Origin of the sequence: Rugamonas rivuli (genome assembly GCF_009380165.1) — a bacterium.
Taxonomy (GTDB): domain Bacteria; phylum Pseudomonadota; class Gammaproteobacteria; order Burkholderiales; family Burkholderiaceae_D; genus Rugamonas; species Rugamonas rivuli.
In genome coordinates this window covers 281882-304457 of record NZ_WHUF01000003.1, presented here as the reverse complement: position 1 = coordinate 304457, position 22576 = coordinate 281882, and the positions used below count along the sequence as shown (strand labels likewise).

Annotated in this window: 22 protein-coding genes; 14 read left to right on the top strand and 8 right to left on the bottom strand. The window is 65.9% G+C overall.

The annotated features are described in order from the left end of the window. Nucleotides 1-44 precede the first annotated feature (44 nt). A complete protein-coding gene (locus GEV01_RS11725; protein ID WP_152804477.1) occupies nucleotides 45-1271 on the top strand; it encodes an aminotransferase class I/II-fold pyridoxal phosphate-dependent enzyme in 1227 nt (408 codons plus the stop codon). Nucleotides 1272-1393: 122 nt separating this feature from the next. On the opposite strand, the gene GEV01_RS11720 is transcribed toward GEV01_RS11725, so the two are convergent. Both GEV01_RS11720 and GEV01_RS11715 read right to left on the bottom strand, forming a co-directional pair. Beyond that, nucleotides 1394-1672 (bottom strand): flagellar protein FliT, encoded by a 279-nt coding sequence (locus GEV01_RS11720; RefSeq protein WP_152804476.1) that lies wholly within the window; start codon nucleotides 1670-1672, stop codon nucleotides 1394-1396. A 162-nt stretch (nucleotides 1673-1834) separates the two neighbouring features. Further along, nucleotides 1835-2662, bottom strand: a complete 828-nt coding sequence (locus GEV01_RS11715) for an HDOD domain-containing protein (protein WP_152804475.1) — start codon at nucleotides 2660-2662, stop codon at nucleotides 1835-1837. A 232-nt stretch (nucleotides 2663-2894) separates the two neighbouring features. Here GEV01_RS11715 and GEV01_RS11710 point away from each other — a divergent pair, with 232 nt between their 5' ends. After that, a complete protein-coding gene (locus tag GEV01_RS11710; protein WP_152804474.1) occupies nucleotides 2895-4931 on the top strand; it encodes a M13 family metallopeptidase in 2037 nt (678 codons plus the stop codon). An 18-nt stretch (nucleotides 4932-4949) separates the two neighbouring features. Here the strand turns inward: GEV01_RS11710 and GEV01_RS11705 are convergent, their stop codons facing one another. Continuing rightward, entirely contained in the window at nucleotides 4950-5537 is a 588-nt protein-coding gene (locus GEV01_RS11705) for a hypothetical protein (protein ID WP_152804473.1), read from the bottom strand. A 165-nt stretch (nucleotides 5538-5702) separates the two neighbouring features. Here GEV01_RS11705 and GEV01_RS11700 point away from each other — a divergent pair, with 165 nt between their 5' ends. Together GEV01_RS11700 and GEV01_RS11695 are read left to right on the top strand one after the other, a co-directional pair. Then, nucleotides 5703-6326, top strand: coding sequence for a class I SAM-dependent methyltransferase (locus GEV01_RS11700; protein WP_152804471.1), 624 nt, complete (start codon nucleotides 5703-5705; stop codon nucleotides 6324-6326). 119 nt (nucleotides 6327-6445) lie between these two features. Continuing rightward, nucleotides 6446-6637, top strand: a complete 192-nt coding sequence (locus tag GEV01_RS11695; RefSeq protein WP_008446105.1) for a CsbD family protein — start codon at nucleotides 6446-6448, stop codon at nucleotides 6635-6637. 48 nt (nucleotides 6638-6685) lie between these two features. Here the strand turns inward: GEV01_RS11695 and GEV01_RS11690 are convergent, their stop codons facing one another. Together GEV01_RS11690 and GEV01_RS11685 are read right to left on the bottom strand one after the other, a co-directional pair. Continuing rightward, nucleotides 6686-8899 carry a S9 family peptidase gene (locus GEV01_RS11690; RefSeq protein WP_152804469.1) on the bottom strand — a complete coding sequence of 738 codons (2214 nt, stop codon included), beginning with the start codon at nucleotides 8897-8899 and terminating at the stop codon, nucleotides 6686-6688. Between the two features lie 116 nt (nucleotides 8900-9015). After that, the gene (locus GEV01_RS11685) at nucleotides 9016-10410 is read right to left on the bottom strand and encodes an MATE family efflux transporter (RefSeq protein ID WP_152804467.1); all 1395 of its coding nucleotides are present in this window, start codon (nucleotides 10408-10410) and stop codon (nucleotides 9016-9018) included. Between the two features lie 178 nt (nucleotides 10411-10588). Between GEV01_RS11685 and GEV01_RS11680 the strand changes: the two genes are divergently transcribed. The 4 genes from GEV01_RS11680 (at nucleotide 10589) to GEV01_RS11665 (ending at nucleotide 12957) form a co-directional block, all read left to right on the top strand. Next, on the top strand, nucleotides 10589-11245 hold the full coding sequence (locus tag GEV01_RS11680; RefSeq protein WP_152804465.1) for a beta/gamma crystallin-related protein: 657 nt from the start codon (nucleotides 10589-10591) through the stop codon (nucleotides 11243-11245). A gap of 49 nt (nucleotides 11246-11294) precedes the next feature. Continuing rightward, complete coding sequence (locus tag GEV01_RS11675; RefSeq protein WP_152804463.1) at nucleotides 11295-11630, top strand: beta/gamma crystallin-related protein; 336 nt, start codon at nucleotides 11295-11297, stop codon at nucleotides 11628-11630. A 67-nt stretch (nucleotides 11631-11697) separates the two neighbouring features. After that, nucleotides 11698-12636, top strand: a complete 939-nt coding sequence (locus GEV01_RS11670; protein ID WP_328595496.1) for a DnaJ C-terminal domain-containing protein — start codon at nucleotides 11698-11700, stop codon at nucleotides 12634-12636. A gap of 3 nt (nucleotides 12637-12639) precedes the next feature. Then, nucleotides 12640-12957, top strand: a complete 318-nt coding sequence (locus GEV01_RS11665; protein WP_152804461.1) for a chaperone modulator CbpM — start codon at nucleotides 12640-12642, stop codon at nucleotides 12955-12957. Here the strand turns inward: GEV01_RS11665 and GEV01_RS11660 are convergent. Then, nucleotides 12935-14065, bottom strand: a complete 1131-nt coding sequence (locus GEV01_RS11660) for a LysR family transcriptional regulator (RefSeq protein ID WP_152804459.1) — start codon at nucleotides 14063-14065, stop codon at nucleotides 12935-12937. The two genes, GEV01_RS11665 and GEV01_RS11660, sit on opposite strands and share 23 nt — an antisense overlap. A gap of 128 nt (nucleotides 14066-14193) precedes the next feature. Here GEV01_RS11660 and GEV01_RS11655 point away from each other — a divergent pair, with 128 nt between their 5' ends. Further along, nucleotides 14194-14805, top strand: coding sequence for an FMN-dependent NADH-azoreductase (locus tag GEV01_RS11655; protein WP_152804457.1), 612 nt, complete (start codon nucleotides 14194-14196; stop codon nucleotides 14803-14805). Between the two features lie 83 nt (nucleotides 14806-14888). Here GEV01_RS11655 and GEV01_RS11650 read toward each other — a convergent pair whose 3' ends face one another. Then, nucleotides 14889-15419, bottom strand: coding sequence for a DUF3455 domain-containing protein (locus tag GEV01_RS11650; protein ID WP_152804455.1), 531 nt, complete (start codon nucleotides 15417-15419; stop codon nucleotides 14889-14891). Between the two features lie 125 nt (nucleotides 15420-15544). Here GEV01_RS11650 and GEV01_RS11645 point away from each other — a divergent pair, with 125 nt between their 5' ends. From GEV01_RS11645 to GEV01_RS11625, 5 genes are all read left to right on the top strand, one after another. Further along, nucleotides 15545-16432 (top strand): cysteine hydrolase family protein, encoded by an 888-nt coding sequence (locus GEV01_RS11645; protein WP_152804454.1) that lies wholly within the window; start codon nucleotides 15545-15547, stop codon nucleotides 16430-16432. Continuing rightward, entirely contained in the window at nucleotides 16429-17646 is a 1218-nt protein-coding gene (gene pncB, locus GEV01_RS11640) for a nicotinate phosphoribosyltransferase (protein WP_152804452.1), read from the top strand. The genes GEV01_RS11645 and pncB overlap by 4 nt, the downstream gene beginning before the upstream one ends. 128 nt (nucleotides 17647-17774) lie before the next feature. Beyond that, nucleotides 17775-18881 (top strand): sensor histidine kinase, encoded by a 1107-nt coding sequence (locus GEV01_RS11635; RefSeq protein WP_152804450.1) that lies wholly within the window; start codon nucleotides 17775-17777, stop codon nucleotides 18879-18881. Then, nucleotides 18878-19723, top strand: coding sequence for a LytR/AlgR family response regulator transcription factor (locus GEV01_RS11630; RefSeq protein ID WP_152804448.1), 846 nt, complete (start codon nucleotides 18878-18880; stop codon nucleotides 19721-19723). Before GEV01_RS11635 ends, GEV01_RS11630 begins: the two co-directional genes overlap by 4 nt. Before the next feature lie 242 nt (nucleotides 19724-19965). Next, nucleotides 19966-22266 carry an EAL domain-containing protein gene (locus GEV01_RS11625; protein WP_152804445.1) on the top strand — a complete coding sequence of 767 codons (2301 nt, stop codon included), beginning with the start codon at nucleotides 19966-19968 and terminating at the stop codon, nucleotides 22264-22266. On the opposite strand, the gene GEV01_RS11620 is transcribed toward GEV01_RS11625, so the two are convergent. After that, a complete protein-coding gene (locus tag GEV01_RS11620) occupies nucleotides 22267-22569 on the bottom strand; it encodes a hypothetical protein (RefSeq protein ID WP_152804443.1) in 303 nt (100 codons plus the stop codon). It lies immediately after the preceding gene. Nucleotides 22570-22576: the final 7 nt, after the last annotated feature.

Sequence of the window (22576 nt, the reverse complement as noted above, 5' to 3'; positions counted from 1 at the left end):
ATAGTATTCGACGCCCATATTCCCACCATCCCTGAAAGAGCCTTATGACCGCAGCAGATCTCCCGTCTCAGCATCACGAGCAATACCAAGCTTTCAAACAACTCGGCCTGAAGCTGGACATGTCCCGTGGCAAGCCAGCCCCCGAGCAACTGGATCTGTCGAACGCCCTGATGGCGTCGCTGGACGGCTACCAGGCCGTCGACGGTACCGACGGCCGCAACTACGGCGGCACCATCGGCCTGCCGGAAGCGCGCGAACTGTTCGGCAAGCTGCTGGACGTGCCGGCCGCCCAGGTGGTGGTCGACAGCAGCGCCAGCCTGTCGCTGATGCATGACGTGATCATCTACAGCCTGCTCAACGGCACGCCCGGCCATGCGCCGTGGGTGCGCGAGCCGGTCACTTTCCTGTGCCCGGTGCCGGGCTACGACCGCCACTTCGCCATCTGCGAAGCGCGCGGCATCAAGATGATCAACATCCCGATGACCGAAGCCGGCCCGGACATGGACCTGGTGGAAAAACTGGTGGCCGAGGACGCCAGCATCAAGGGCATGTGGTGCGTGCCGAAGTACAGCAATCCGGGCGGCGTGGTGTACTCCGACGCCGTGGTGGCCCGTCTGGCGGCGATGAAGACCGCCGCGCCGGACTTCCGCCTGATGTGGGACGACGCCTATCGCTTCCACCATCTGGGCGAGCAGAAGCTGGAAGTGGCGAGCATCCTGGACGCCTGTGCCCAGGCCGGCAACCCGGACCGCGCGATCGTGTTCGCGTCGTCGTCGAAGGTGACGTGGGCCGGTTCGGGCATCGCGGCGCTGGCGGCATCGCCGGCCAACATCGCCTGGTGGACCAAGCATGCGGGCATCCGCAGCATCGGCCCGGACAAGATCAACCAGCTGCGCCATGTGCGCCTGCTGAAGGATGTGGCGACGGTGGAGGCGCTGATGGAGCAGCATCGCCAGCTGTTGAAGCCGAAGTTCGAGGCGGTGCTGGCGCAGTTCGAGCATTACCTGGGCGAGGTGCCGGGCGTGTCGTGGACCCGTCCGCAGGGCGGCTACTTCATCGACCTGGTCACGCCGCAGGGCTCGGCCAAGCGCACGGTGGCGCTGGCCAAGGAAGCCGGCATCACGCTGACGCCGGCCGGCGCGGCTTTCCCTTATGGTAACGATCCTAAGGACAGCCATATCCGCATCGCGCCTAGCTTCCCTTCGCTGGAAGAGATCACCAAGGCGGCGCAGGGGATTGCCTTGTCGTTGCGGGTGGCGCTGGGCGCCTGATTCCGCGCTGCAGGGCAGCAACGGTAAAGCAGGGCCGGATCTCGTCAGGGATCCGGCCCTTTACGTTTCCGACGGGCGAAAAAAAAGCGCCGGGGTGGCGCTTTGGGCAGTGGGGGTAACTCTTATTGGCGTGCCATGCCGGGAACGTTGTTCAGCCACGGCTCGGTGACGTCGCGGATTTCGCGGTCATTGGCCAGGATCTGCTTCAGCAGGTCGATCTTGCGCAGGCGCGGGGCGCCGCTCAGTGCCGGGGTGCCGCTGCCGGCCGCGCGGGCTTCGGTGGCGCATTGTGCTTCCAGGCGGCTCAGGCCGTCCCAGTCTCCCAGACGTGCGGCGGCGGCCATCTGATTGGTCAAACCGGCAATATTTTCGTACATCGAGAGGACTTCGGTGGAGGTCATGTTCTCACCCTGGCTAGTTAAAACGGATTACCGCATGTCCTGATTAACGTCGCCTTAAATGGGAACTTTAGGGTGTTTTGAAAAAATATTTGAAAAAAGTCGAAAAAAAAGCCGCGCGGTGCATTATCGGCGGCTTTTTTGTGGTGCTTCAGGCAAGCTGGCTTATTTGACCAGCTCCTCCAGGCCCGCGCTCAGCTCGTCCGGCGGCGGCATGTCGTCGATCAGGGCGTTGTCGTCCAGGCCCAGTTCCTCGGCCAGGTCGGCCGGGTAGCAGGCGGCGATTTCGTCGTCGCTCAACTGCGCCTGCTCGACGCGGGCACGCCAGGCGGCCAGCGAGACCACGGCGGCCAGGCGATTCAGCTCGCCGTTGTGGTGCGGTTCCGGGAAAGCCAGGATGGTTTCCGAGAAGGTTTGCGGGAACTTCCAGCGCTTGGCCAGTTCGGCGCCGACGTCGGCGAAGGTGTAGCCGAACGAAGCCTGTTCGGCGTCGAGGCGGCGCGCGTCCATCGGGCCGGCCACCTTGTCCAGCGCCATCGCCTGTTCGGCCATCGCCGAGTGGATCACCAGCTGGCCGATGGCGTGCATCATGCCGATGGTGAAGGCGAGGTCGGTGTTTTCCTTGGTTTTCTTGGCGATCCATTTGGCGCAGACCGCGGTGTGCAGGCTGTAGCGCCAGAATTGCTTGAGGTCGAGACCGGGCACGGTCTTGAAGCCGCTGACCAGGCCGGAGCTGATGACCAGCGTGCGCACGGTGACGAAGCCGAGCATCAGCACCGCATCTTCCACCGTGCCGATGCTGCGCGAGACGTGGTAGTAGGCCGAGTTGGCCAGTCGCAGCAGCTTGGCGCTCAGCACCGGGTCCGTCGACAGTTTCTTCGCGATCTCTTCGGTGGAGACGCTGGCCTTGTCGAAACTGCTGATCAGCTCTTCCACGACTTTAGGCGCAGTGGGCAACGCAGTTGGATTCTGGAACAGGGCATCAAGTTTCATATTTATCTCCTGGGTAATTAGCGCGTTGCTATAGGCTAACTATATAGCGATTCCCAGAATGAATGAAGCAATTTTGCTGGGGGAGCGTCTCTTTTCTGCCGTGCTGCAACCTTCTGTTCCGCGGAATCCGCAGTTCGTCGCAAACCGGCTGCGGCGCGCATGCGCAGGCGATAGAGTGCATGCTGGCGTACCACGCCTGTCATCCAACCAGATCCATTATCAAGGGACTTTTATGCACCCATCCGCTACCGCTCTACGCCTGGCCGTTTGCGCCACCCTGATGCTGGCCGCGCCGCTGCGCGCCGAGCCGGCCAACACTGCACCGCCGGCCGCCGCCACCAAAACCGCCGTGCTGCCGGGCGACGATTTCTTCGACTACGTCAACGGCGACTGGCTCAACAGCGTCGAGATTCCGGCCGACCGCAGCGGCTGGGGCGTGGGCAACGCGCTGATCGAGGACACCAACCAGCGCCTCCTCAAATTGATCGAAGCGATGGCGGCGCAGCCGGCCGACGCCGAGGCGAAAAAAATCGCCGACTTCTACGCCAGCTTCATGGACGAAGCCGGCATCGAAGCCAAGGGACTGGCGCCGCTGCAGCCGCTGCTGCAACAGATCGCCGCCATCCGCGACAAGGGCGAGCTGGCCAAGGCGCTGGGCGGCACGCTGCGGGCCGACGTCGACCCGCTCAACGCCACCAACTTCTTCACCGAGAATCTGTTCGGCCTGTGGATCGCGCAAGGCCTGAAAGACTCGGAGCATTACACGCCCTATCTGCTGCAGGGCGGCCTGGGCATGCCGGACCGCGCCTACTATCTGGACAACACGCCGGCCATGAAAAAACTGCGCGGCCAGTACCAGGCGCACATCGCCGCCACTTTCAAGCTGGCCGGCATCGCCGACGCCGACGCGCGCGCCGCCCGCGTGTTCGAACTGGAACGCCGCATCGCCATGGCGCACGCCAGCCGCGAAGTGTCGTCCGACGTGCTGAAGGCGAACAACAACTGGAGCGCCGCCGATTTCGCGCGCAAGGCGCCGGGGCTGGACTGGAAGGCCTTCTTCGCCAGCGCCGGTCTGGGCGAGCAGAAAAAATTCATCGTCTGGCATCCGGGCGCGGTGGTGGGCGCGGCCAAGCTGGTGCAATCGGCGCCGCTGGAAACATGGAAGGACTTCCTTGCCTTCCACAGCGTGAACCATGTGAGCAGCGCGCTGCCCAAGGCCCTGGCCGAGCAGCACTTCGATTTCTACGGCCGCACGCTGAACGGCACGCCTGAGCAATCGCTGCGCTGGAAACGCAGCCTGAACGCCGTCAACATGGCCATGCCCGATGCGCTGGGCAAGGTGTATGTCGCCAAGTACTTCCCGCCCGAGTCCAAGCAGCGCTTGCAGCAGATGGTGGGCAAGATCGTCGACGCCTTCCATGCCCGCATCGACCAGCTGGCGTGGATGGCCCCGGCCACGAAACTGGAGGCGCACGCCAAGCTCAAGACCTTGTACGTGGGCATAGGCTATCCGGACAAATGGGCCAGCTACGAGCAGCTGGAGGTGGCGCAGGATGACGCGCTGGGCAACCTGCTGCGCGCGGAACGCGTGCACACGCAGCAGCAGTTGGCCAAGCTGCAGCAGCCGGTGGACCGTGGCGAGTGGTGCATGCCGGCGCAACTGGTCAACGCGGTCAACATGCCGATGCAGAACGCGATCAACTTCCCGGCCGCGATCCTGCAGGCGCCGTACTTCGATCCGCAGGCCAGCGACGCGGTGAACTACGGCAGCATCGGCGCGACCATCGGCCACGAGATCAGCCACAGCTTCGACGACCAGGGCGCGCAGTTCGATTCCAAGGGACTGCTGCGCGACTGGTGGACGGCGGCCGACGGCAAGCATTTCAAGCGCGCTTCGGCGGCGCTGGCGGCGCAGTACTCGGCGTACAAGCCGTTCCCGGATCTGGCGATCAACGGCCAGCAGACCTTGAGCGAGAACCTGGCCGATCTGGCCGGCCTGGCCGCGTCGCATGATGCTTACCGGGCCACGCTGGCCAAGCAAGGTGCGACGGCGGAAGCGGACCAGCAGTTCTTCATCGGCTATGCGATGAGCTGGCGCGAGAAGTCGCGCGAAGCTGCGCTGCGCCGCGCAATCCTGACCGACGGCCATGCGCCGGACAAATGGCGCACCGCCACCGTCCGCAACATGGATGCGTGGTATCCGGCTTTCAATGTGCAGCCAGGGCAGACTTTGTACCTTGCGCCTAAGGACCGTGTGCGGGTCTGGTAAGTTGAACGGCGCTGCCTGTCAGTGATCGTCGGTCAGTTGATCGTATTCGCGGCGATAGCGGGGCAGGCGGCGCTCCAGTGTGTTTTGCGATTGATGGTTGGCGTGCTCTACCAGCGCAAGGGCGGTGGTCAGGGCGTCGCTCATTGATTTCGCGGCGACGGTCATGGCGTCGGCGGCGGACAGGGGCTGTTTGGCGGCGCGCTGTTGCAAACGGTCGCGCAGGCGGGCGGCGTTGGCCCAGGTTCTTTCGCCGGGCAGCAGTATCCACAGGTCGCGCCAGGCGTTGCGGCCGTCGCCGGCAATCTGTACGGCCATCTGGCGTGGCGACACGGCATCGCCGCGAAAGATGATTTCCTCGCCGACCACCTCGGCGTAGTACGACTCGCCTTCGTAGTTCATGCGCAAGCGGCTCTTTTCCGGAATGAAGAGCAGCTTCCATTGATAGCCGCGCAGCGGTGCCGCCGCAGCGCGGCTTTTTTCCATCCACTCGCGGATGGCGATAATGGTCGCCTCCACCGGCGACAGCGTGCTGCCGCTCTTGCGTAGAAAATCCGCCAGCTCGGAGTATGCGGCGGGTGGCAGTTCACAGGTCTGTGCGGCATTCATGCTCGTTCTCCTTGTGCGTTGTGTCGTGTTTTGTCTCGTTCTGTCTCGTTAGACCTTGTGCGTCGCACAAAGTTCAAACGAGTCAAAACGAGACAGAACGAGACATCCAAACGAGCACGAATGCCGCACAGGCCGAATTTCGCACCCGCCGTATATACTGGCGGCATGAACCCCGACGACCCTATCGAGCAGATCACGCAGACCACGCTGCAGCATTACGAGCGCACCGCCGAGCAATTCTTCGCCGGCACCATCGACCATGACGTGAGCCAGAACATCGCCGCCTTGCTGGCGGCGATACAGGGCCCGGCACCATACCGCCTGCTGGACCTGGGCTGCGGCCCCGGCCGCGATTTGAAGACCTTCAAGGACATGGGCCACGAAGCGATCGGCGTCGACGGTTCGGCGCGATTTGTCGACATGGCGCGCGCCTACAGCGGCTGCGAGGCCTGGCAGCAGGACTTCGTCAAACTCGATCTGCCTGCCGGTTTTTTCGATGGCGTCTATGCCAACGCTTCGCTGTTCCATGTGCCGAGCGTCGCGCTGCCGCAAGTGCTGCGCGACTTGCATGCGGCGCTGAAAACCGGCGGCGTGCTGTTCAGCTCCAACCCGCGCGGCGACAACCGCGAAGGCTGGAACGGCCCGCGCTATGGCAGCTACTACGATTACGAAACCTGGGAGCGTTACTTGCTGGCAGCGGGTTTTATCGCAGTCCAACATTACTACCGCCCGCCGGGCTTGCCGCGCGAACAGCAGCCGTGGTTGGCCAGCGTCTGGCGCAAAACCTGATTGCCGTGCAGGGTGCGCAAGCGCACAGAACCTCAACCGCCGCCTGCCTATAGTGGATGCCATGCACACAGCACAGCGCTGTGTGTCCTGTAGCTTCATCACCCACTAAGGAGTTCACCATGAACAAGGATCAAGTTAAAGGTACTGCGAAAGACATCGGCGGTAAAATTCAGGAAGAGGCTGGCAAGCTGGTCGGCAGCTCGGAGCAGCAAGCCAAGGGTTTGAACAAGCAAGCTGAAGGCAAGCTGCAAAAAGGCTTGGGCGATGCCAAAGAAGCCGTAAAAGACATCACCAAAGGCAATCGTAACTAAGTACGCATCAATTAAAAAAGGACCCGAGGGTCCTTTTTTTTATACTATTTACTTCGTTTCCGGCATCAGGTTCTTCTTGAAGAAGGCCTCGATATTGCCGTACACATGGCGCTGCGGACCGCGTCCCGAGATGCCGTGCTTGGCGCCCGGATAGGTCATCAGCTCGAAGTGCACATTGCGCTTGACCAGCGCGTCGATCATGCGCGTGGTGTTGGTGAAGAGCACATTGTCATCGGCCATGCCGTGCACCAGCAGCAGCGGCGATTTCAAACCGTCCAGGTGCGAGTACACGCCAGCCGATGCATAGCCCGCCGCGTTTTCCTTAGGCGTGCCCATGAACTGCTCGGTGTAGTGGGTGTCGTACAGCGACCAGTCGGTAACCGGCGCGACCGACACGCCCATGGCGATCTTGTCCGACGCTTCCGCCAGCAGGCGCAAGGTCATGAAACCGCCGTAGCTCCAGCCGAACACGCCCACACGCTTGGCGTCGACGAAGCTCTGCTTGCCCAGCCATTCGATGCCGGTGATCTGGTCTTCCACCTCGACCTTGCCCAGGTTGTGGTAGTTGGCGTCGGTGAAGACGCGCTCGCGGCGCGAGGAACCGCGGTTATCCAGACGCCAGACCACAAAGCCCTGCTGCGCCATGTACTGGTCGAAGAAGTTGCCCCATTTGCGCGCCACGTGCTGCGAGTGTGGGCCGCCATAGGTCGACAGGTAGACCGGGTATTTCTTCGACGCGTCGAAGCCGCTCGGTTTGATCATCGAGTAGTACAAGGTCTGGCCGTCCTTGGCCTTCAGCGTGCCGTACTCGGTGTGCAGGTGGGCGTCCAGGTATTTGCCGTAAGGGTGCGAAGCGTTCAGCTCATTGCGTTCCAGCCAGCTGATCATCGCGCCGTCCGGACGGCGGATGCTGACCTGCGGCGGCGTGTCCGGATCGGAGTAGGTGTCGACAAACACTTCGCCGTTGCGGGCAAACGAGGAGTCGTGCCAGCCGTCGCCCTGGGTGATGCGCACCGGCTTGTTGGCGCTGCTGCCGTCCAGCTTGAGCATATAGGTCTGGCTGTCGACCACGGCGTCGCGGTTCGATTGCACGAACAGGCGGCCGCCTTTTTCGTCCAGCGCCAGCAGGCGGTCGATGCCCCATTCGCCGCTGGTGATGGCGTGCTGCAGCTTGCCGTTCATATCGTACAGGTACAGGTGCTTGCGGCCGCTGCGCTCGGACGCCCAGACGAAGCCCTTGTCATTGCCCAGGAAACGCAGGTCGTCGAAGATGCTGACCCAGGTCGGCGAGGTTTCGGTGATCAGCACTTTCTGCGCCAGCGTGGCGGTGTCGACCGACACCAGCTCCAGTTTCTTCTGGTCGCGGCTCTGGCGCTGGAACAGCAGGGCCTTGGCGCTGGCGCTCCAGTCGGCGCGCACCAGATAGATGTCCGGGTTGGCGCCCAGTTCGACGTTGCGGATCTCGCCGCTGGTCGGCGACACGATCTTCAGCTGCACCAGCACGTTCGGATCGCCGGCGGCAGGGTAGCGCTGCTCGACCACGTCGGTGCGGTCGGCGAAGATTTCAAAGCGGCGCACCACCGGCACCGGCGCTTCGTCGTAGCGCTTGTAGGCGATGGCGGAATCGTCCGGCGCCCAGTAGTAGCCGCTGGTCTGGCCCATTTCTTCCTGCGCCACGAACTCGGCTTCGCCGTTGTGGATGGTGCCGGCGCCGTCGGTGGTCAGCTGCTTTTCCTTGCCGGTGCTCAGGTCGATGACGTACAGGTTCTGGTCGCGCACGAAGGACACGTAGCGGCCTTTCGGCGAAATCTTAGGATCGAGCACATTGCCCGAGGCCACCATGCGCGCGGCGTCCGGCTTGCTGGCGTCGATCAGGTACAGATTGCCGGCGATCGGCACCAGCAGCTGCTTGCCGTCCGGCGACCAGCTGTAGCTGAGGATGCCCTTCAGGCTGGCGGTGCGCTCGCGCTCGCGGCGGGCTTTTTCGGCGTCCGACAGATTCTCTTCCGGCACCAGGATCTTGGAATCGACCAGGCGGTGCGTGGTCTTGTCCTTCAGGTTGTATTCCCACAGGTCGAGCTGGAACTGGTTGTCGTCGCGGCCGCGCAGGAAGGTGACGCGGGCGCCGTCCGGCGACACTTTCAGGCTGCGCACGCCGGGGCCGCTCAGCGACGGGTCGGAATGCAGGCGGTCCAGGGTCAGTTTTTCGGCCGAGGCTTGGGAGCCGGCCAGCAGGGCGAGGAAGCAGAGGATGAAGCGCATGGGAGTGAGTGTCTTTTGGTTATCAGAACCCAAGACGATACCAGACCGGCCCGCTTGTGGCGAGACGCCAATGTTCTGAATCCGCGCAGGAAAACCGTTTTTCCTTCGGTAGCGCCTCAGCCGGCCCGCGCCTGGGCCACACGGGCCAGCGACAGCCGCTGCAGCGACCAGCTCAGCAGCACCGCCGCCACCGTCAGCCCGATCACCAGGCCGATCCAGAAGCCGGCCGCCGCCATCGGCTGCGCCGGCGACCACGGCAGCCATTGCGGCGCCAGCCCCAGCCAGCAGCCCAGCGGCAGCGCGAAGCCCCAGAACGCCAGCAGCTGGATCTGCATCGGCTGGCGCGTGACCTTGTAGCCGCGGATCGCGCACGAGGTGGCGACCTGGGTCGCGTCCGACAGCTGGAACAGGGCGGCGAACAGCAGCAACTGTTCGCACAGCGCCTGCACCGCCGCGTCCGAGGTGTAGGCGGCGGCGATCTGCCGGCGGCACAGCACGATGAACAGCGCCGACAGCACGGCGAATGCCAGCGACATCCACACGCCGACCCAGGCCACGAAGCGCGCCCGCACCGGATTGCCTTCGCCCACGGCCTGGCCGACGCGGGTGATCAGGCCGATGCCAAAGCTCAGCGGCACCATGAACACCAGCGAGGAAAAATTCAGCGCGATCTGGTGCGCCGACACTTGCACCACGCCATAGCGCGCCACCAGCAGGCTGACCGCGCCGAACGCGCTGACTTCGGCGAAATAGGTCACGCCGATCGGCAGCCCCAGCCGCAGCATGGAGCGGATCTCGGGCCAGTGCGGCCATTCCCAATGGGTGAACGGGTAGGTGGCGCGGTAGGCCGGCGCCCAGCGCATCCAGACCAGCATGGCGGCCAGCATCAGCCACATGCACAGGCCGGTCGCGACCGCGCAGCCGACCCCGCCCAGCCGCGGCAAGCCCCAGTGGCCGAACACCAGCAGCCAGTTGACGAAGACGTTGAACAGCAGGCCCAGGATGGCGATCAGCATCACCGGCTTGGTCTGGTTGATGCTGGTGCTGTAGCCGTACAGTGCGCGGTAGGCGGCGAACGGCGGCAGGCCGATGCTGATCGCGTGCACGAACAGCGTGGCCTGGCGCTGCACATGGGGCGTCAGGTAGAGGTGCTCGAACAGCAGCGTCGCCAGGTTGGCCAGCAGCATCGCCACCACGCCCACGCCCAGCGCCTTCCACAGCGATTGCCGCACCGCGTGCGGGATGCGCGCCAGCTCGCCGGCGCCGACGTCGTGCGCCACCACGCTGTTAATCGCCATCATGGTGCCGCTGACCGTCACCAGGATGATGGACCAGATCGACGCCCCCAGCGACACGGCGGCCAGCTCGTCGGCGCTGGCGTGGCCGGTCATCGCGACGTCGGCCACGCCCATGCCCACCGTGGCCAGCTGGCCGATCAGCATGGGCCAGGCCAGGCGCCACAGGGCGGCGGCTTCGCGGCGGAGGTTGGGCAACGTGAACGAGTGGGGCATGCGCGGCGATCGGAAAAGGGCGGGCGGCCATTTTACCCCGGCACTATTTTGCCTGCAGAGGCTATCATTACAATTTATTGCAAATTAGCCATACTGGCGTGTCGGCCGAAACGTTAGCATGCGCGTTGTCGGTGCATGTCACCGGCCGATTAACTTTTTTACCTTGGCGATCCCTATCATGAAACCATTCCTGCACCGTCTGACCCGCGCCGCCCTGCTGCTGGCCGCCCCTCTGCTGGCCTTCGCGGCCCACGCCGGGGAGTTGACGCTGTTCACCCATTCCAACTTCGAAGGCCCGCCGCTGACGCTGCGCGGCAGCGCGCCCGACCTCGATCAGCTCGACTTCAACGACCGCGCCTCCAGCGTCATCGTGCGCTCCGGCACCTGGCAGCTGTGCGAACATTCCGAATACCGCGGCCGCTGCATGACGGTCGAGCGCGGCGAATACCCGTCGCTGCCAGGCTTCAACGATGTTATCTCGTCGGTGCGCGAAGTCGGCGGCGGCGGCCGCGACGACCGTGGCGGCCGCTGGGACCGCGACGACAACCGTGGCGGCTACGACGACCGCGGCTACGGCCAGCGCCGCGAAGCCATCATCCTGTTCTCCAAGTCGCGCTTCCACGGCGCCCGGCTGGAGCTGCACAACAACGAAGTGCGCACGCTGGACCGCTACGACTTCAACGACCAGGCCGGCTCCGTCATCGTCAACGAAGGCCGCTGGGAACTGTGCGAGCACGCCGACTTCGGCGGCCGCTGCATCGTGCTGGAGCCGGGCCGCTACGAGTTCCTGGACGACATGAACAACCGCATCTCCTCGCTGCGCCGCATCCGTTGAGCCGCGTGCGCTATCATGCGGGACACCGCCACTTTTCGGAGTACCGTTCATGAAGCGAATACTAGGCCTTGCGCTGCTGGGCGCCGCTGCGGCGGCGCAGGCCGGCGACATCACGCTGTACACGCGCACGCATTTCGGCGGCCCGGCCCTGCAGCTGCACGGCTCGGAGCCCGACCTGGATAAACTCGGTTTCAACGACCGCACGTCCAGCGTGATCGTGCAGAGCGGCACCTGGGAAGTGTGCGAGAACAAGCACTACAAGGGCAAGTGCCTGATCCTGGAAAAGGGCGAGTACGCCGAACTCAAGAACTTTAACGACATGATGTCGTCGGTGCGCGAAATCGAGGCCAAATCGGCGTCCAAGGACAAGCCCGAGCGCAAGTGAGGCGGCGGGCGCCGCCTTGGCCCGTTTGGCGCTAGACTGTGGCTGACGCAATACAGGAGCGCGCAACGTGGAATACAAGGATTACTACCAGACCCTGGGCGTGCCGAAGACGGCCACCGAGGACGACATCAAGAAAGCCTACCGCAAGCTGGTCCGCAAATACCATCCGGACGTCAGCAAGGAGGCCGATGCGCAGGGCAAGACCCAGGAGCTGAACGAAGCCTACGGCGTGCTGGGCGACGCCGAAAAGCGCGCCGCCTACGACGAGCTCGGGCGCGGCCAGCACTACCGCGCCGGCCAGGAATTCCGTCCGCCGCCGGACTGGGGCCGGGGCTTCGGCGGCGGCAACGGGGCGGGCGCGGGCGGCTTCGGCGGCGACGCCATGGGCAGCGACTTCTTTGCCGACCTGTTCGCCAACCTGGGCGGCGGCCGCCGGCGCCAGGCGCCGCCCCAGCGCGGCGAGGACAGCCACGCCGCCATCACCATCGACCTGGCCGACAGCTATCAAGGCGCGACCCGCACCATCACCCTGACCGTGGCCGAGCGCGACGCCCTCGACCGCATCGTCACGCGCGAGCGCAACCTCAGCGTCAACATCCCGCCGGGCGTGACGGCCGGCCAGCAGCTGCGGCTGTCGGGCCAGGGCCAGCCGGGCGCCGCCGGGCCCGGCGATCTGTACCTGGAAATCCAGTTCCGCCCGCACGCGCGCTACCGCATCGACGGCCGCGACGTCTACGAAACGGTGCCGGTGGCGCCGTGGGAAATGGCGCTGGGCGGCGAGATCGAAGTGGCCACGCCGTCCGGCAAGGTCAACGTCACGGTGCCGGCCGGTTCGCAGAGCGGCCGCAAGCTGCGCCTGCGCGGGCGCGGCATTCCCGGCAAACAGGCCGGCGATTTGTATCTGCTGCTGGAAGTGGTGCTGCCGCCGGCCAGCACCGACAAGGCACGCGAACTGTATCAAGCGATGGCGCGCGATCTGGCTTTCAACCCGCGCGCGGGAGGATGAACGATGGGACAGGCTATCTTGGACGCGGTGCTGGTCGACGACGCCGCGCTGACCGTGGAAGAACTGGCGCAAGCCTGCGCCGTCGAGCCGGACTGGGTGGTGCAGCGGGTGCGCACCGGCATCCTGCTCGACAGCGCGGAACCGGATTGCGCCGACATCGTGGCCTGGCGCTTCACCAGCGCCGACCTGGTGCGCGCGCGCCGGCTGTGCCAGGTCGAGCGCGACTTTGACGCCAACGACGATGTCGCCGCGCTGGTGGTCGATCTGTCGGAAGAGATCCGCCGCCTGCGCCGCAAGCTCAGCGCCGCCGGAGTGAAATAGGGGCGGGCGCGGTCAGGCCGGCCGGCGCGTCGCCCATCGGCGGCGGCGGGCCGGGCTTGGCCCTGGCGCCCGCCCTGGTCCTGGCTTTGGCCGGCGCCGGCTGGCCCGGCGTGGCTTCGTCCCGCAGCCGGTGGTACATATGGCTCAGGCCCGCGTCGCCCGGCACCGGCACCGGCATCGGCCGCAGGTCGTGGTTGGGCAGCGGCTCGCCGGTCTGCTCCAGCTCGAGGAACTGCTGCATCAGCCAGCGCGTGGCCGGCCCCGGCTCCTCGTCGCCGCGCCGTATCACGTACAGCGGGAAGCTGAACGCGCTGCCCTCGCTGATGTGCAGCTGCACCAGCCGTCCCGCATCCAGATCCCACTGCACGAACTCGACCGGCATATTGCCCCAGCCGATGCCGCTGCGCAGCAGCGCGTGCTTGGAGCTCAGATCGCCCAGCCGCCAGTCGCGCAGGGCCAGCACGCCGAAGTCCTGGCCCTTGGTCAGCGTGCTGCGGTCGGTCAGCACCAGCTGGGTGTGCTCGCGCAGCACCGCGCTCGGAATCTTGCCCTCGATCTGCGCCAGCGGATGCTCGGGCGAGGCCACCGGCACCATGGTGACGAAGCCGCAGCTCTGGCGCTCGATGGTGTCCGGCGTGCCCGGCATCCAGCCGCTGATGCCGATGTGGCATTCGCGCTGCAGCACCAGCTCGGTGACGGCGCCCAGCGCCTCGGTGCGCAGCCGCATCGCCACGGTCGGGAATTCCTTCTGGAAGGCGTGCAGGATGCGCACCAGCTTGCAGGTCGAGAACATCACGTCGACCACCACCGACACCTCCGCCTCCAGCCCGGCCGACAGCGCCTTGGCGCGCGCCCGCATGCCGTCCACCTTGAGCGACACCGCGCGGGCGTCGGCCAGCAGCGCCTTGCCGGCCTCGGTCAGCACCGGCTTGCGCTTGCTGCGGTCGAGCAGCTCGACGTTGAGCTGCTCCTCCAGGTTGGCGATGGTGTAGCTGATCACCGACTGCGTGCGGTGCAGCGCCCGCGCCGCGTGGGCGAAACCGCCATGGTCGATGACGGCGATAAACACCCGCAGCTGGTCGAGGGAGGGCAGGCCGGGATCGCGCATAAGAGCACCTTGTTGGAAGTTTGATATCGAATATATCGATAGGTACGATTTAAATTTATGGTATTTCGTCGATATTAAACCCGTTCTATGATGTAAGCAATCCCTCCCCACACGAAAGGTTTAGCATCATGGCAACCGTACTCCACATCAACAGCAGTGTTCGTCAAAACGGCTCCCTGTCGCGCCAGCTGGGCGGCGAATTCGTCGCCAAATGGCAAGCGGCCAACCCATCGGGCACCGTCGTCACGCGCGACCTGGCCACCAGCCCGGTGCCGCACCTGACCGAGCAGATGATGGGCGCCTACTTCACCCCGGCCGAGCAGCGCAACGCCGACCAGGCCCACACCATCAAGACGTCCGACGCGCTGGTGGACGAACTGCTGGCCGCCGACACCATCGTCATCGGCGCACCGATGTACAACTTCTCCGTCACCTCCGGCCTGAAGGCCTGGATCGACCACGTCGCGCGCGCCGGCCGCACCTTCAAGTACGGCGCCAACGGCCCTGAAGGCCTGGTGCACGGCAAGAAAGTGATCGTGTTCGTCGCCAGCGGCGGCGTCTACAGCGAAGGCCCTGCCGCCGCCTACGACCACGTCACCACCTACCTGCGCTCGGTGCTGGGCTTCCTCGGCATGACCGACGTCACCTTCGTCGTCGCCGAAGGCGTGGCCATGGGTGAAGAAGCGGTGGCCGCCGCCGTCGCCAAGGGCCGCTCGAAGATCGAAGCGATCGCCGCTTAACTCCCGGCCCCGCAAAGCAAAACTCCCCGCCGGCTTGCGCCGACAGGGAGTTTTTTTTGCGTCCGGCGCGGCGCGGCGGGGGCTCAGCCGGCCACGTAGAAGCGGTACAGCGCCTTGTACGGCACGCGCGCCTGCTTGCCGATGTCGGCGTTGGTGCAGCCGTCGGCCGGCGCCTTGCCGGCTTCGGTTGCCAGGCGCTGCACATAGCTGACCCGGCCGAAGGCGCCGTCGCCGCTGGCCGACTTGGCCGCCAGCAGCAGCCAGGGGATGGCCTTGCCGGCCGCATCGTCCTGCTTGGCCTTGACCTCGCCGGCCACCTTGCTGCCGTCATTGCCTTCCCAGGTCGGGCCCGCGTAGTGCTTGCCGATGACCGCGCCGGCGGCGTCGAACAGCGCCGCCTCGGGCGCCTTGAACACCCACTCGGCCTGCGCCGGACCGGCCTTGGCGGCGCTGCACACATAGATCTGCACGCCGGTGGCGTTGGCCGCCAGCGACAGCTGATGCCCGGCCGGCGGCTGCAGCGCGTCCGGCACCGTCACCGGCGGGAAGCCGGCGCTGGCGCAGCCGGACAGGGCCGCCGCAATGGCGGCTGCATGGAAAAGGCGAGCGCTCATAGGTTTTCCTCCATCTTATTGAAAAAGCATTTTACGCAAATTCCTGCGGCTTGACCGATAATCATCACCATCGGCCCGCACTATCGGGCAAAATCATATACAGTTAAGCAAGCCTCGGAGCCCACATGAAACGGAACCTGCATCTGCTGATCATCGATCCGCAAAACGATTTTTGCGATCTGCCGGCCAGCTACCTGCCCGACAACCCGGCCACCCGCGCGCGCCACGCGCCGGCGCTGCCGGTGCCGGGCGCCCACCAGGACATGCTGCGCCTGGCCGGCCTGATCAACCGCGGCCGCGCCGGCCTGACCGCCATCAGCATCACGCTCGATTCCCACCACCGCTTCGACATCGCCCACCCGACCTTCTGGATCGCCAGCGACGGCGCCCCGGTGGCGCCGTACACCGAAATCAGCGCGGCCGACGTGCGGGCGGAAAAATTCCTGCCGCGCCATCCGGCCGCCCTGCCGCTGGCGCTGAACTACCTCGACAAGCTGGAAGCGGCCGGCCGCTACCGCCTGATGGTGTGGCCGGTGCACTGCGAAATCGGCACCTGGGGCAACAACGTCCACGACGACGTGCGCGCCGCCTACGGCGCCTGGGAAGAAGCGTCGCTGGGCATCGTCGCCAAGCTGGCCAAGGGTTCCAATCCGTGGACCGAGCACTATTCCGCCGTCATGGCCGAAGTGCCGGATGCCGACGACCCGGACACCCAGCTCAACACCGGCTTCATCGCCACGCTGGCCGAGGCCGACCAGGTCTACATCGCCGGCGAGGCCGGCAGCCACTGCGTCAAGGCCACGGTCGAGCACATCGTCGAGCACCTGGGCCAGCCGCTGTCCAAGCTGGTGCTGCTGACCGACTGCATCAGCCCGGTCGCCGGCTTCGCGCCGCAATACCAGGCCTTCCTGCAGGCGATGCAGGCGCGCGGCGTGCAACTGATGCAGACGGCCGATGTCTTGCCCGAACTGCTGGCCAACGCCAGCCGCGGGCTCGGAACGGATCCGGCATGAACCAGCCCATCATCCGCAGCCTGCTGGAAACCGATTTATACAAATTCACCATGTGGCAGGCGCTGTTCACCAGCGCCTACAACGACAACGAGGCGGAATACCGCTTCGTCTGCCGCAAGCCGCCCGCCATGCCGCTGGCGGAACTCAAGGACGCCCTGGTGCGCGAGGTGGAGCACCTGTGTTCGCTGAGCTTCCGCGAGGAAGAGCTCAACTACCTGCGCTCGCTACGCTACATCAAGTCCAGCTTTGTCGACTTCCTGTCCATCTTCCGCTTGCAGCAACGCTTCATCAGTATCGAAGTGAACGGCGAGGGACTGGACATCGTCGCGCGCGGACCGCAGATGCATGTGATGTTCTTCGAGATTTTCATACTGGCCATCGTCGGCCAGCTGCACGCCCGCCGCTATCCGCAGCAGCCTGCGCTGGAAGAGGGCCGGCGCCGGCTGGCCGCCAAGATCGCGCGCTTGCGCAGCTTCGAAGCCGAGGCGGCCGCGCTGGAAAGTGTCCACCCGTTCGGCCTGGCCGACTATGGCCTGCGCCGCCGCTTCAGCAGCGACTGGCACGAGGAAGTCGTGCAGACGCTGGTGGCGCAGGTGCCCAGCGTGTTCAAGGGCACCAGCAACGTCTACCTGGCGATGAAGCTGGGGTTGACGCCGATCGGCACAGTCGCCCATGAATTCATGCAGACTTTTCAAGCCGTGCACGACGTGCCGCTGCGCAATTCGCAAAAGGCGGCGCTGGAGGCCTGGGTGCAGACGTACCGGGGCGATCTCGGCGTGGCGCTCACCGACGTGGTCGGCATGGATGCCTTCCTGCGCGACTTCGACCTGTACTTCGCCAAGCTGTTCGACGGCCTGCGCCACGACTCGGGCGATCCGGCCGAGTGGGGCGAGAAGGCGCTGGCCCACTATGCCAAGCTGCGCATCGATGCGCATACCAAGCTGCTGGTGTTTTCGGACAGCCTCAACGTCGAAAAATCCATCGAGCTGTGGCGCCGCTTCGCGCCGCGCACTCAGGTCGCGTTCGGCATCGGCACCAACCTGACCCACGACTTCGGCCCGCAGTTCCCGGCGCTGGAAATCGTCATGAAGCTGGTGCGCTGCAATGGCAAGCCGGTCGCCAAGCTGTCCGACTCGCCGGGCAAGACCATCTGCGACGACCAGACCTTCCTCGCCTATCTGCGCAGCGTGTTCGACGTCGGCGGCAGCCGCTAACGGCTCCAGGGGCGGGCGCCCGCGGCCTTTCGCTCCGCGTGGCGCCCGCTACACTCCGGTTTTACCCGGCTTGGTCGCACGGGCCTTGTTGCTCCGCAGCGCATCCGGCACACTGTCGGGCGTTGCCTATGAAGAAATCCATCATGATCACGCTTACTCCACCGTCCAGGTCGCGCTGGCGCCGCTTTGCCGACGACCTGGTTCTGACCATCCTGCTCAACACCTGCGCCGGCGTGCTGGTGGACCTGGTGTTCGGCCAGCGGCAAGAGCTGTATAGCCAGGTTGTCTACTCGCTGACGGTCGGCGTGGTCGCGGTGGCCATCATCGACGGCGCCCGGCTGCTGCTGGGGGACCATCCGGCGCAGCGGCGGCGCTGGCGCATGCCGCTGCTGGCGCTGGGCGTCGCCAGCGCGCTGGTCGGCCATTTCAGCGCGCTGCTGATCGGCGGGCTGGTCATGGGCGACAGCTGGCCGGCCCAGGCGCGCTATCCGGCCTGGAAATTCCATACCGTCCTGTTCGCGCTGCTGTCGGTCGGCGCGACCATGTTGCTGATACTGAGCCGCGAGCGGCTGGAGCGCATCAGCGCCGAGCGCGGCGAAGCGCGGGCCCGCGCCGATGCCGTGGAGCGCCAGGCCCTGCAGGCGCAGCTGCGCCTGTTGCAGGCGCAGATCGAACCGCATATGCTGTTCAACACCCTGGCCAACCTGCAGGGATTGATCGAGCGCGATCCGCGCCAGGCCACGCATATGCTCGGCCAGCTGATCCTGTACCTGCGCGCCAACCTGGCCGCGACGCGCTGCGAGCATATCGCGCTGGCGCAGGAGTTCGACGCGATCGCAGCCTATCTGGCGCTGATGAACATGCGCATGGGCGAGCGCCTGCGCTACCACTGCGTGTTGCCGGACCCGCTGCGCGCCGCGCAATTGCCGCCGATGCTGCTGCAACCGCTGGTCGAGAACGCCATCGTCCACGGCCTGGAACCGAAGATCGAAGGAGGGGAGATCGCCGTGGTCGCCGCCGAGCGCGACGGCGCGCTGCAGATCACCGTGATCGACACCGGCCTGGGTTTGCCCGACGCCGCCGCGATGGATGCCGACGATAGCCGCGGCGTCGGCGTCGGCACCACCCGCGAGCGCCTGCAGGTGCTGTACGGCGAGCGCGCCAGCCTGGTGCTGGCGGCCCATCAACCACACGGCGTGCTGGCCCGCCTGACACTGCCATTGGAGTTTGCATGAACGCCACCAGCACTGAACGGCCAGCGCGCACGGTCCGCGCGCTGATCGCCGAAGATGAACCGATCCTGGCGGATGTGCTGGCGCAAGCGCTGCGGCAGTTGTGGCCGGATCTTGAGCTGTTGCCGATCGCGGCCAATGGCGTCGCCGCAGTGGAGGCGGCGCTGTCGCTGAGGCCCGACATCCTGTTCCTGGACATCAAAATGCCAGGCCAGACGGGACTGGAGGCCGCCCAGGAACTGGCCGAGCGCTGGGACGGCGGCGCCGCCTTTCCTTTGATCGTTTTCGTCACCGCCTACGATGGTTATGCGGTGCAGGCGTTCGAGCAGGCGGCGCTGGATTATGTGCTGAAGCCGGTCGATGCCGCGCGCCTGGCGCGCACCGTCCATCGCTTGCAAACCCGGTTGGCGGCCGATGCGGCGTCGGCCTCGCCGGCATGGCTCGGCGACGACGGCCTGGCGCGGCTGGCGGCGCAAATGCGCGCGCTGCTGCCTGCGCCGGCCACGCCGGCGAAGGCGCGGCTGAACGTGATCCGCGCGTCGGTGGGCAACAATATGGTGCGGCTGATACCGGTGGCGGACGTGTTGTATTTCCAGGCCTTGGACAAGTATGTCGAGGTCGTCACCGTCGAAGGCAATGCGCTGATCCGCGTCAGCCTGAAGGAATTGCTGGGACAACTCGATAGCGCGCAATTTGCCCAGATCAGCCGCAGCTGCATCGCCAACCTGCAGCACCTGACGGCGGCCCGCCGCGAGGACAACGGCAGGCTGACACTGCACGTGCGCGGGACGGCGGCCAGGTTGCCGGTCAGTCCGCTGTTCGCGCATCTGTTCCGCCAGATGTGAGTTCGACAACAATGATGCGCGGATATGGCCATGCCGTCCCGATGCATCGCCAGGCCATGGACATCCGCGCCCGATTTACGGTTAGAATGACTTTATGCTAAGGATATTCACCGACTGCCGAATTCGCTACGCTGGCGGGCTACGCAGCCATGTCCATGGCGCGCGCGCCCGCCGTGCGCCGTGTATGGATTTCATCTGCCTGGCCGCCATGCGCCAGGTATGCAAGCATCGGGCGGCCTGACATGGACGGCATGCTCTACCTCTATCTGACCAACGCCGCCATGTTCGTCGTGATCGGGGTGGCGCTGCTGCTGGTCTGGCGCCGCCACCGCAGCCAGACCTTCGCCCGCGACATGGGCCGCTCCACGCTGTTCGCCTCGCTGCTGGCGTTCGGCTACCTGGTGCACACCGAAGCGGCCGCGCCGTACGGCGTGCTGGGCCTGCCGCTGATACTGGCCGGCGCCGTCGGCAACCTGATCTTCCTCGCTTCCAGCGTGGCGCAGCTGGCCGGCCGCCGCCTGCCGCGCAGCGCCGCCATCGTCATCGGCGTGGGCGCCGCCGTCGCGCTGCTGGCGCCGGCGCCGGCCGCCAAGCTGCTGTTCTGGCCGCTGTTCAATCTGGCGGTGCTGATGGCTACCGGTGTGCTGGCGATGCGCTGGCTGTGGCGCACCCATGCGCTGGAACGGCTGGTCGGGCCGCTGCTGATCCTGCTCGGCCTGAACCAGCTGCTGCTGGTGTTCTACGGCGAGCAGGGCGTGGCCGCCAGCATCTTCTTCGCCACCTTGCTGCGCGCCGCCATCGGCACCGTCTCCGTGCTGTCGGCGCTGGAAGGCGCGCTGCGCGACGCCGGCAAGCTGGCCGCGCGCTTCCAGCTGCTGACCGAACACTCGGTGCAGGGCGTGGTCGTCACCGACGGCCAGCGCATCCTGTACGCCAACCCGGCGGTGCGCGGCATCTATGGCATGCCGCTGGGGCAGGGCAACTACGTGGTGTTTGCCGACCTGCCGCCGGAAAGCTTCAGCGACGAGCAATTGCAGCGCCAGCACCGCCTGCTGCAGGAAGGCAAGCTCGCCATCGCCAACTGGGAAGGCCGGCGCGAAGTGGCGGGCGGGCGCGAGCTGGAGCTGCGCTTCGAAGCCTGGCGCGTCGAATGGGACGGCGTGGCCGCCACGCAAATCCTGATCACCGACGACACCGAACGCAACGCCAGCGCCCGCGCGCTGGTGCACCAGGCCACCCACGACAAGCTGACCGGACTGCCCAACCGCACCGTGCTGATGCAGCGCCTGCGCGAATACTGCTACCTGGCCGACGGCTCGCTGCACTGCACGCTGGTGGTGCTGAACATCGACCGCTTCAAGCTGTTCAACCAGAGCCAGGGCCACGTCACCGGCGACCACGTGCTGAAAGCCTTCGCGGCCAAGCTCAAGGAAGCGCTGGGCGCGCGCGCCGAACTGATACGGCTGGGCGGCGACGAGTTCGCCATCGTCGATCCCGACGAAGGCAATGCGCGCGACATCGCCGAGCGCCTGCAAAGCGCCTGCGTGCAGGCGATCAAGGTGCCGGCCGGCGAATACTTCATCGATGCCTCGATGGGCATGGCGGTCTTCCCCGAGAACGCCGGCAACGCCGAAGCGCTGCTGCGCGCCGCCAACGCCGCCATGTACCAGGCCAAGCGCACGCCCGGCACGGCGCTGGCGATGGCCGAGCAGCGCTTCGAGCAGATGTCGAGCAAATCGCTGGACAACGAACAGGCGCTGCGCAAGGGCATCCGCAACCACGAAATCTACCTGGACTACCAGCCCAAGATCGACGCCGTCAGCGGCAAGCTGCTCGGCTTTGAAGCGCTGGCGCGCTGGGTGCGGCCGGGCGTGGGCATGATCAGCCCGGTGGAATTCATCGCCATCGCCGAGCGCACCGGCCTGATACCGGAGCTGGGCGCCATGCTGCTGGAGCTGGCCTGCCGCCAGATCGCCGCCTGGTACGCCGAGCTGGGCGACTGCATGCCGGTGGCGGTCAACGTCTCGCCGATGCAGCTGCTCAACCGCGGCTTTTTGCAGCTGGTCGAACGCGTGCTGAGCGAGACCGGCATCCCGCCGCGCTGCCTGACCTTGGAGATCACCGAAAGCGCGGCCGTGGACAACCTCGACGACACGCAGCTGCAACTCCAGCAGCTCAGCGCGCTGGGCATCGATGTGGCGATGGACGATTTCGGTACGGGGTTTTCGTCGCTGAGCATGCTGCGCCAGCTGCCGCTGAGCACGGTGAAGATCGACCGCGGCCTGATCGACCCGCTGCCGGCGCCGGACGCGGTGGCGGTGGTGATGGCGATCTGCCAGCTGGCGGCCGCGCTCGACCTGCAAGTGGTGGCCGAAGGCATCGAAACGCTGGAGCAAGCGGTGGCCGCGCGCGACGCCGGTTGTCACGCGCTGCAAGGCTTCTTCTACGCGCGGCCGCTGACGGTGGCCGACGCCGGCGAATGGATGCGGCGCCAGCAGGCCGGCGCCGACAGCGGCGGACTGGCCGGCCTGCTGGCCGGCTGACTACGCCGCCTTGGAGCCGAAGCCGCCCATGATGGCGTCGGCTTTCTGGCCCTCGTCTTCATCGTAGATATCGATGGTCAGCATGGCGCCGGTGCGCAGGCGGGCCTGCGCGGCGGCGGCCGGGCCGCCCGGCGTGAGGGAATCGAGCAGATTGCCGACCATGCTGGTCGACACGCTGGGCGGCAGCGTCGTATGCTTGGTCAGCTTGACGCAGGACGGCGGAAAGCCGCTGGCCAGCAGGGCGCTGCGGGCGCTTTCGGCGTCCGTCACCTGATCGAAGTTGCGGTGGATGGTGCGGGTCATGATGAGC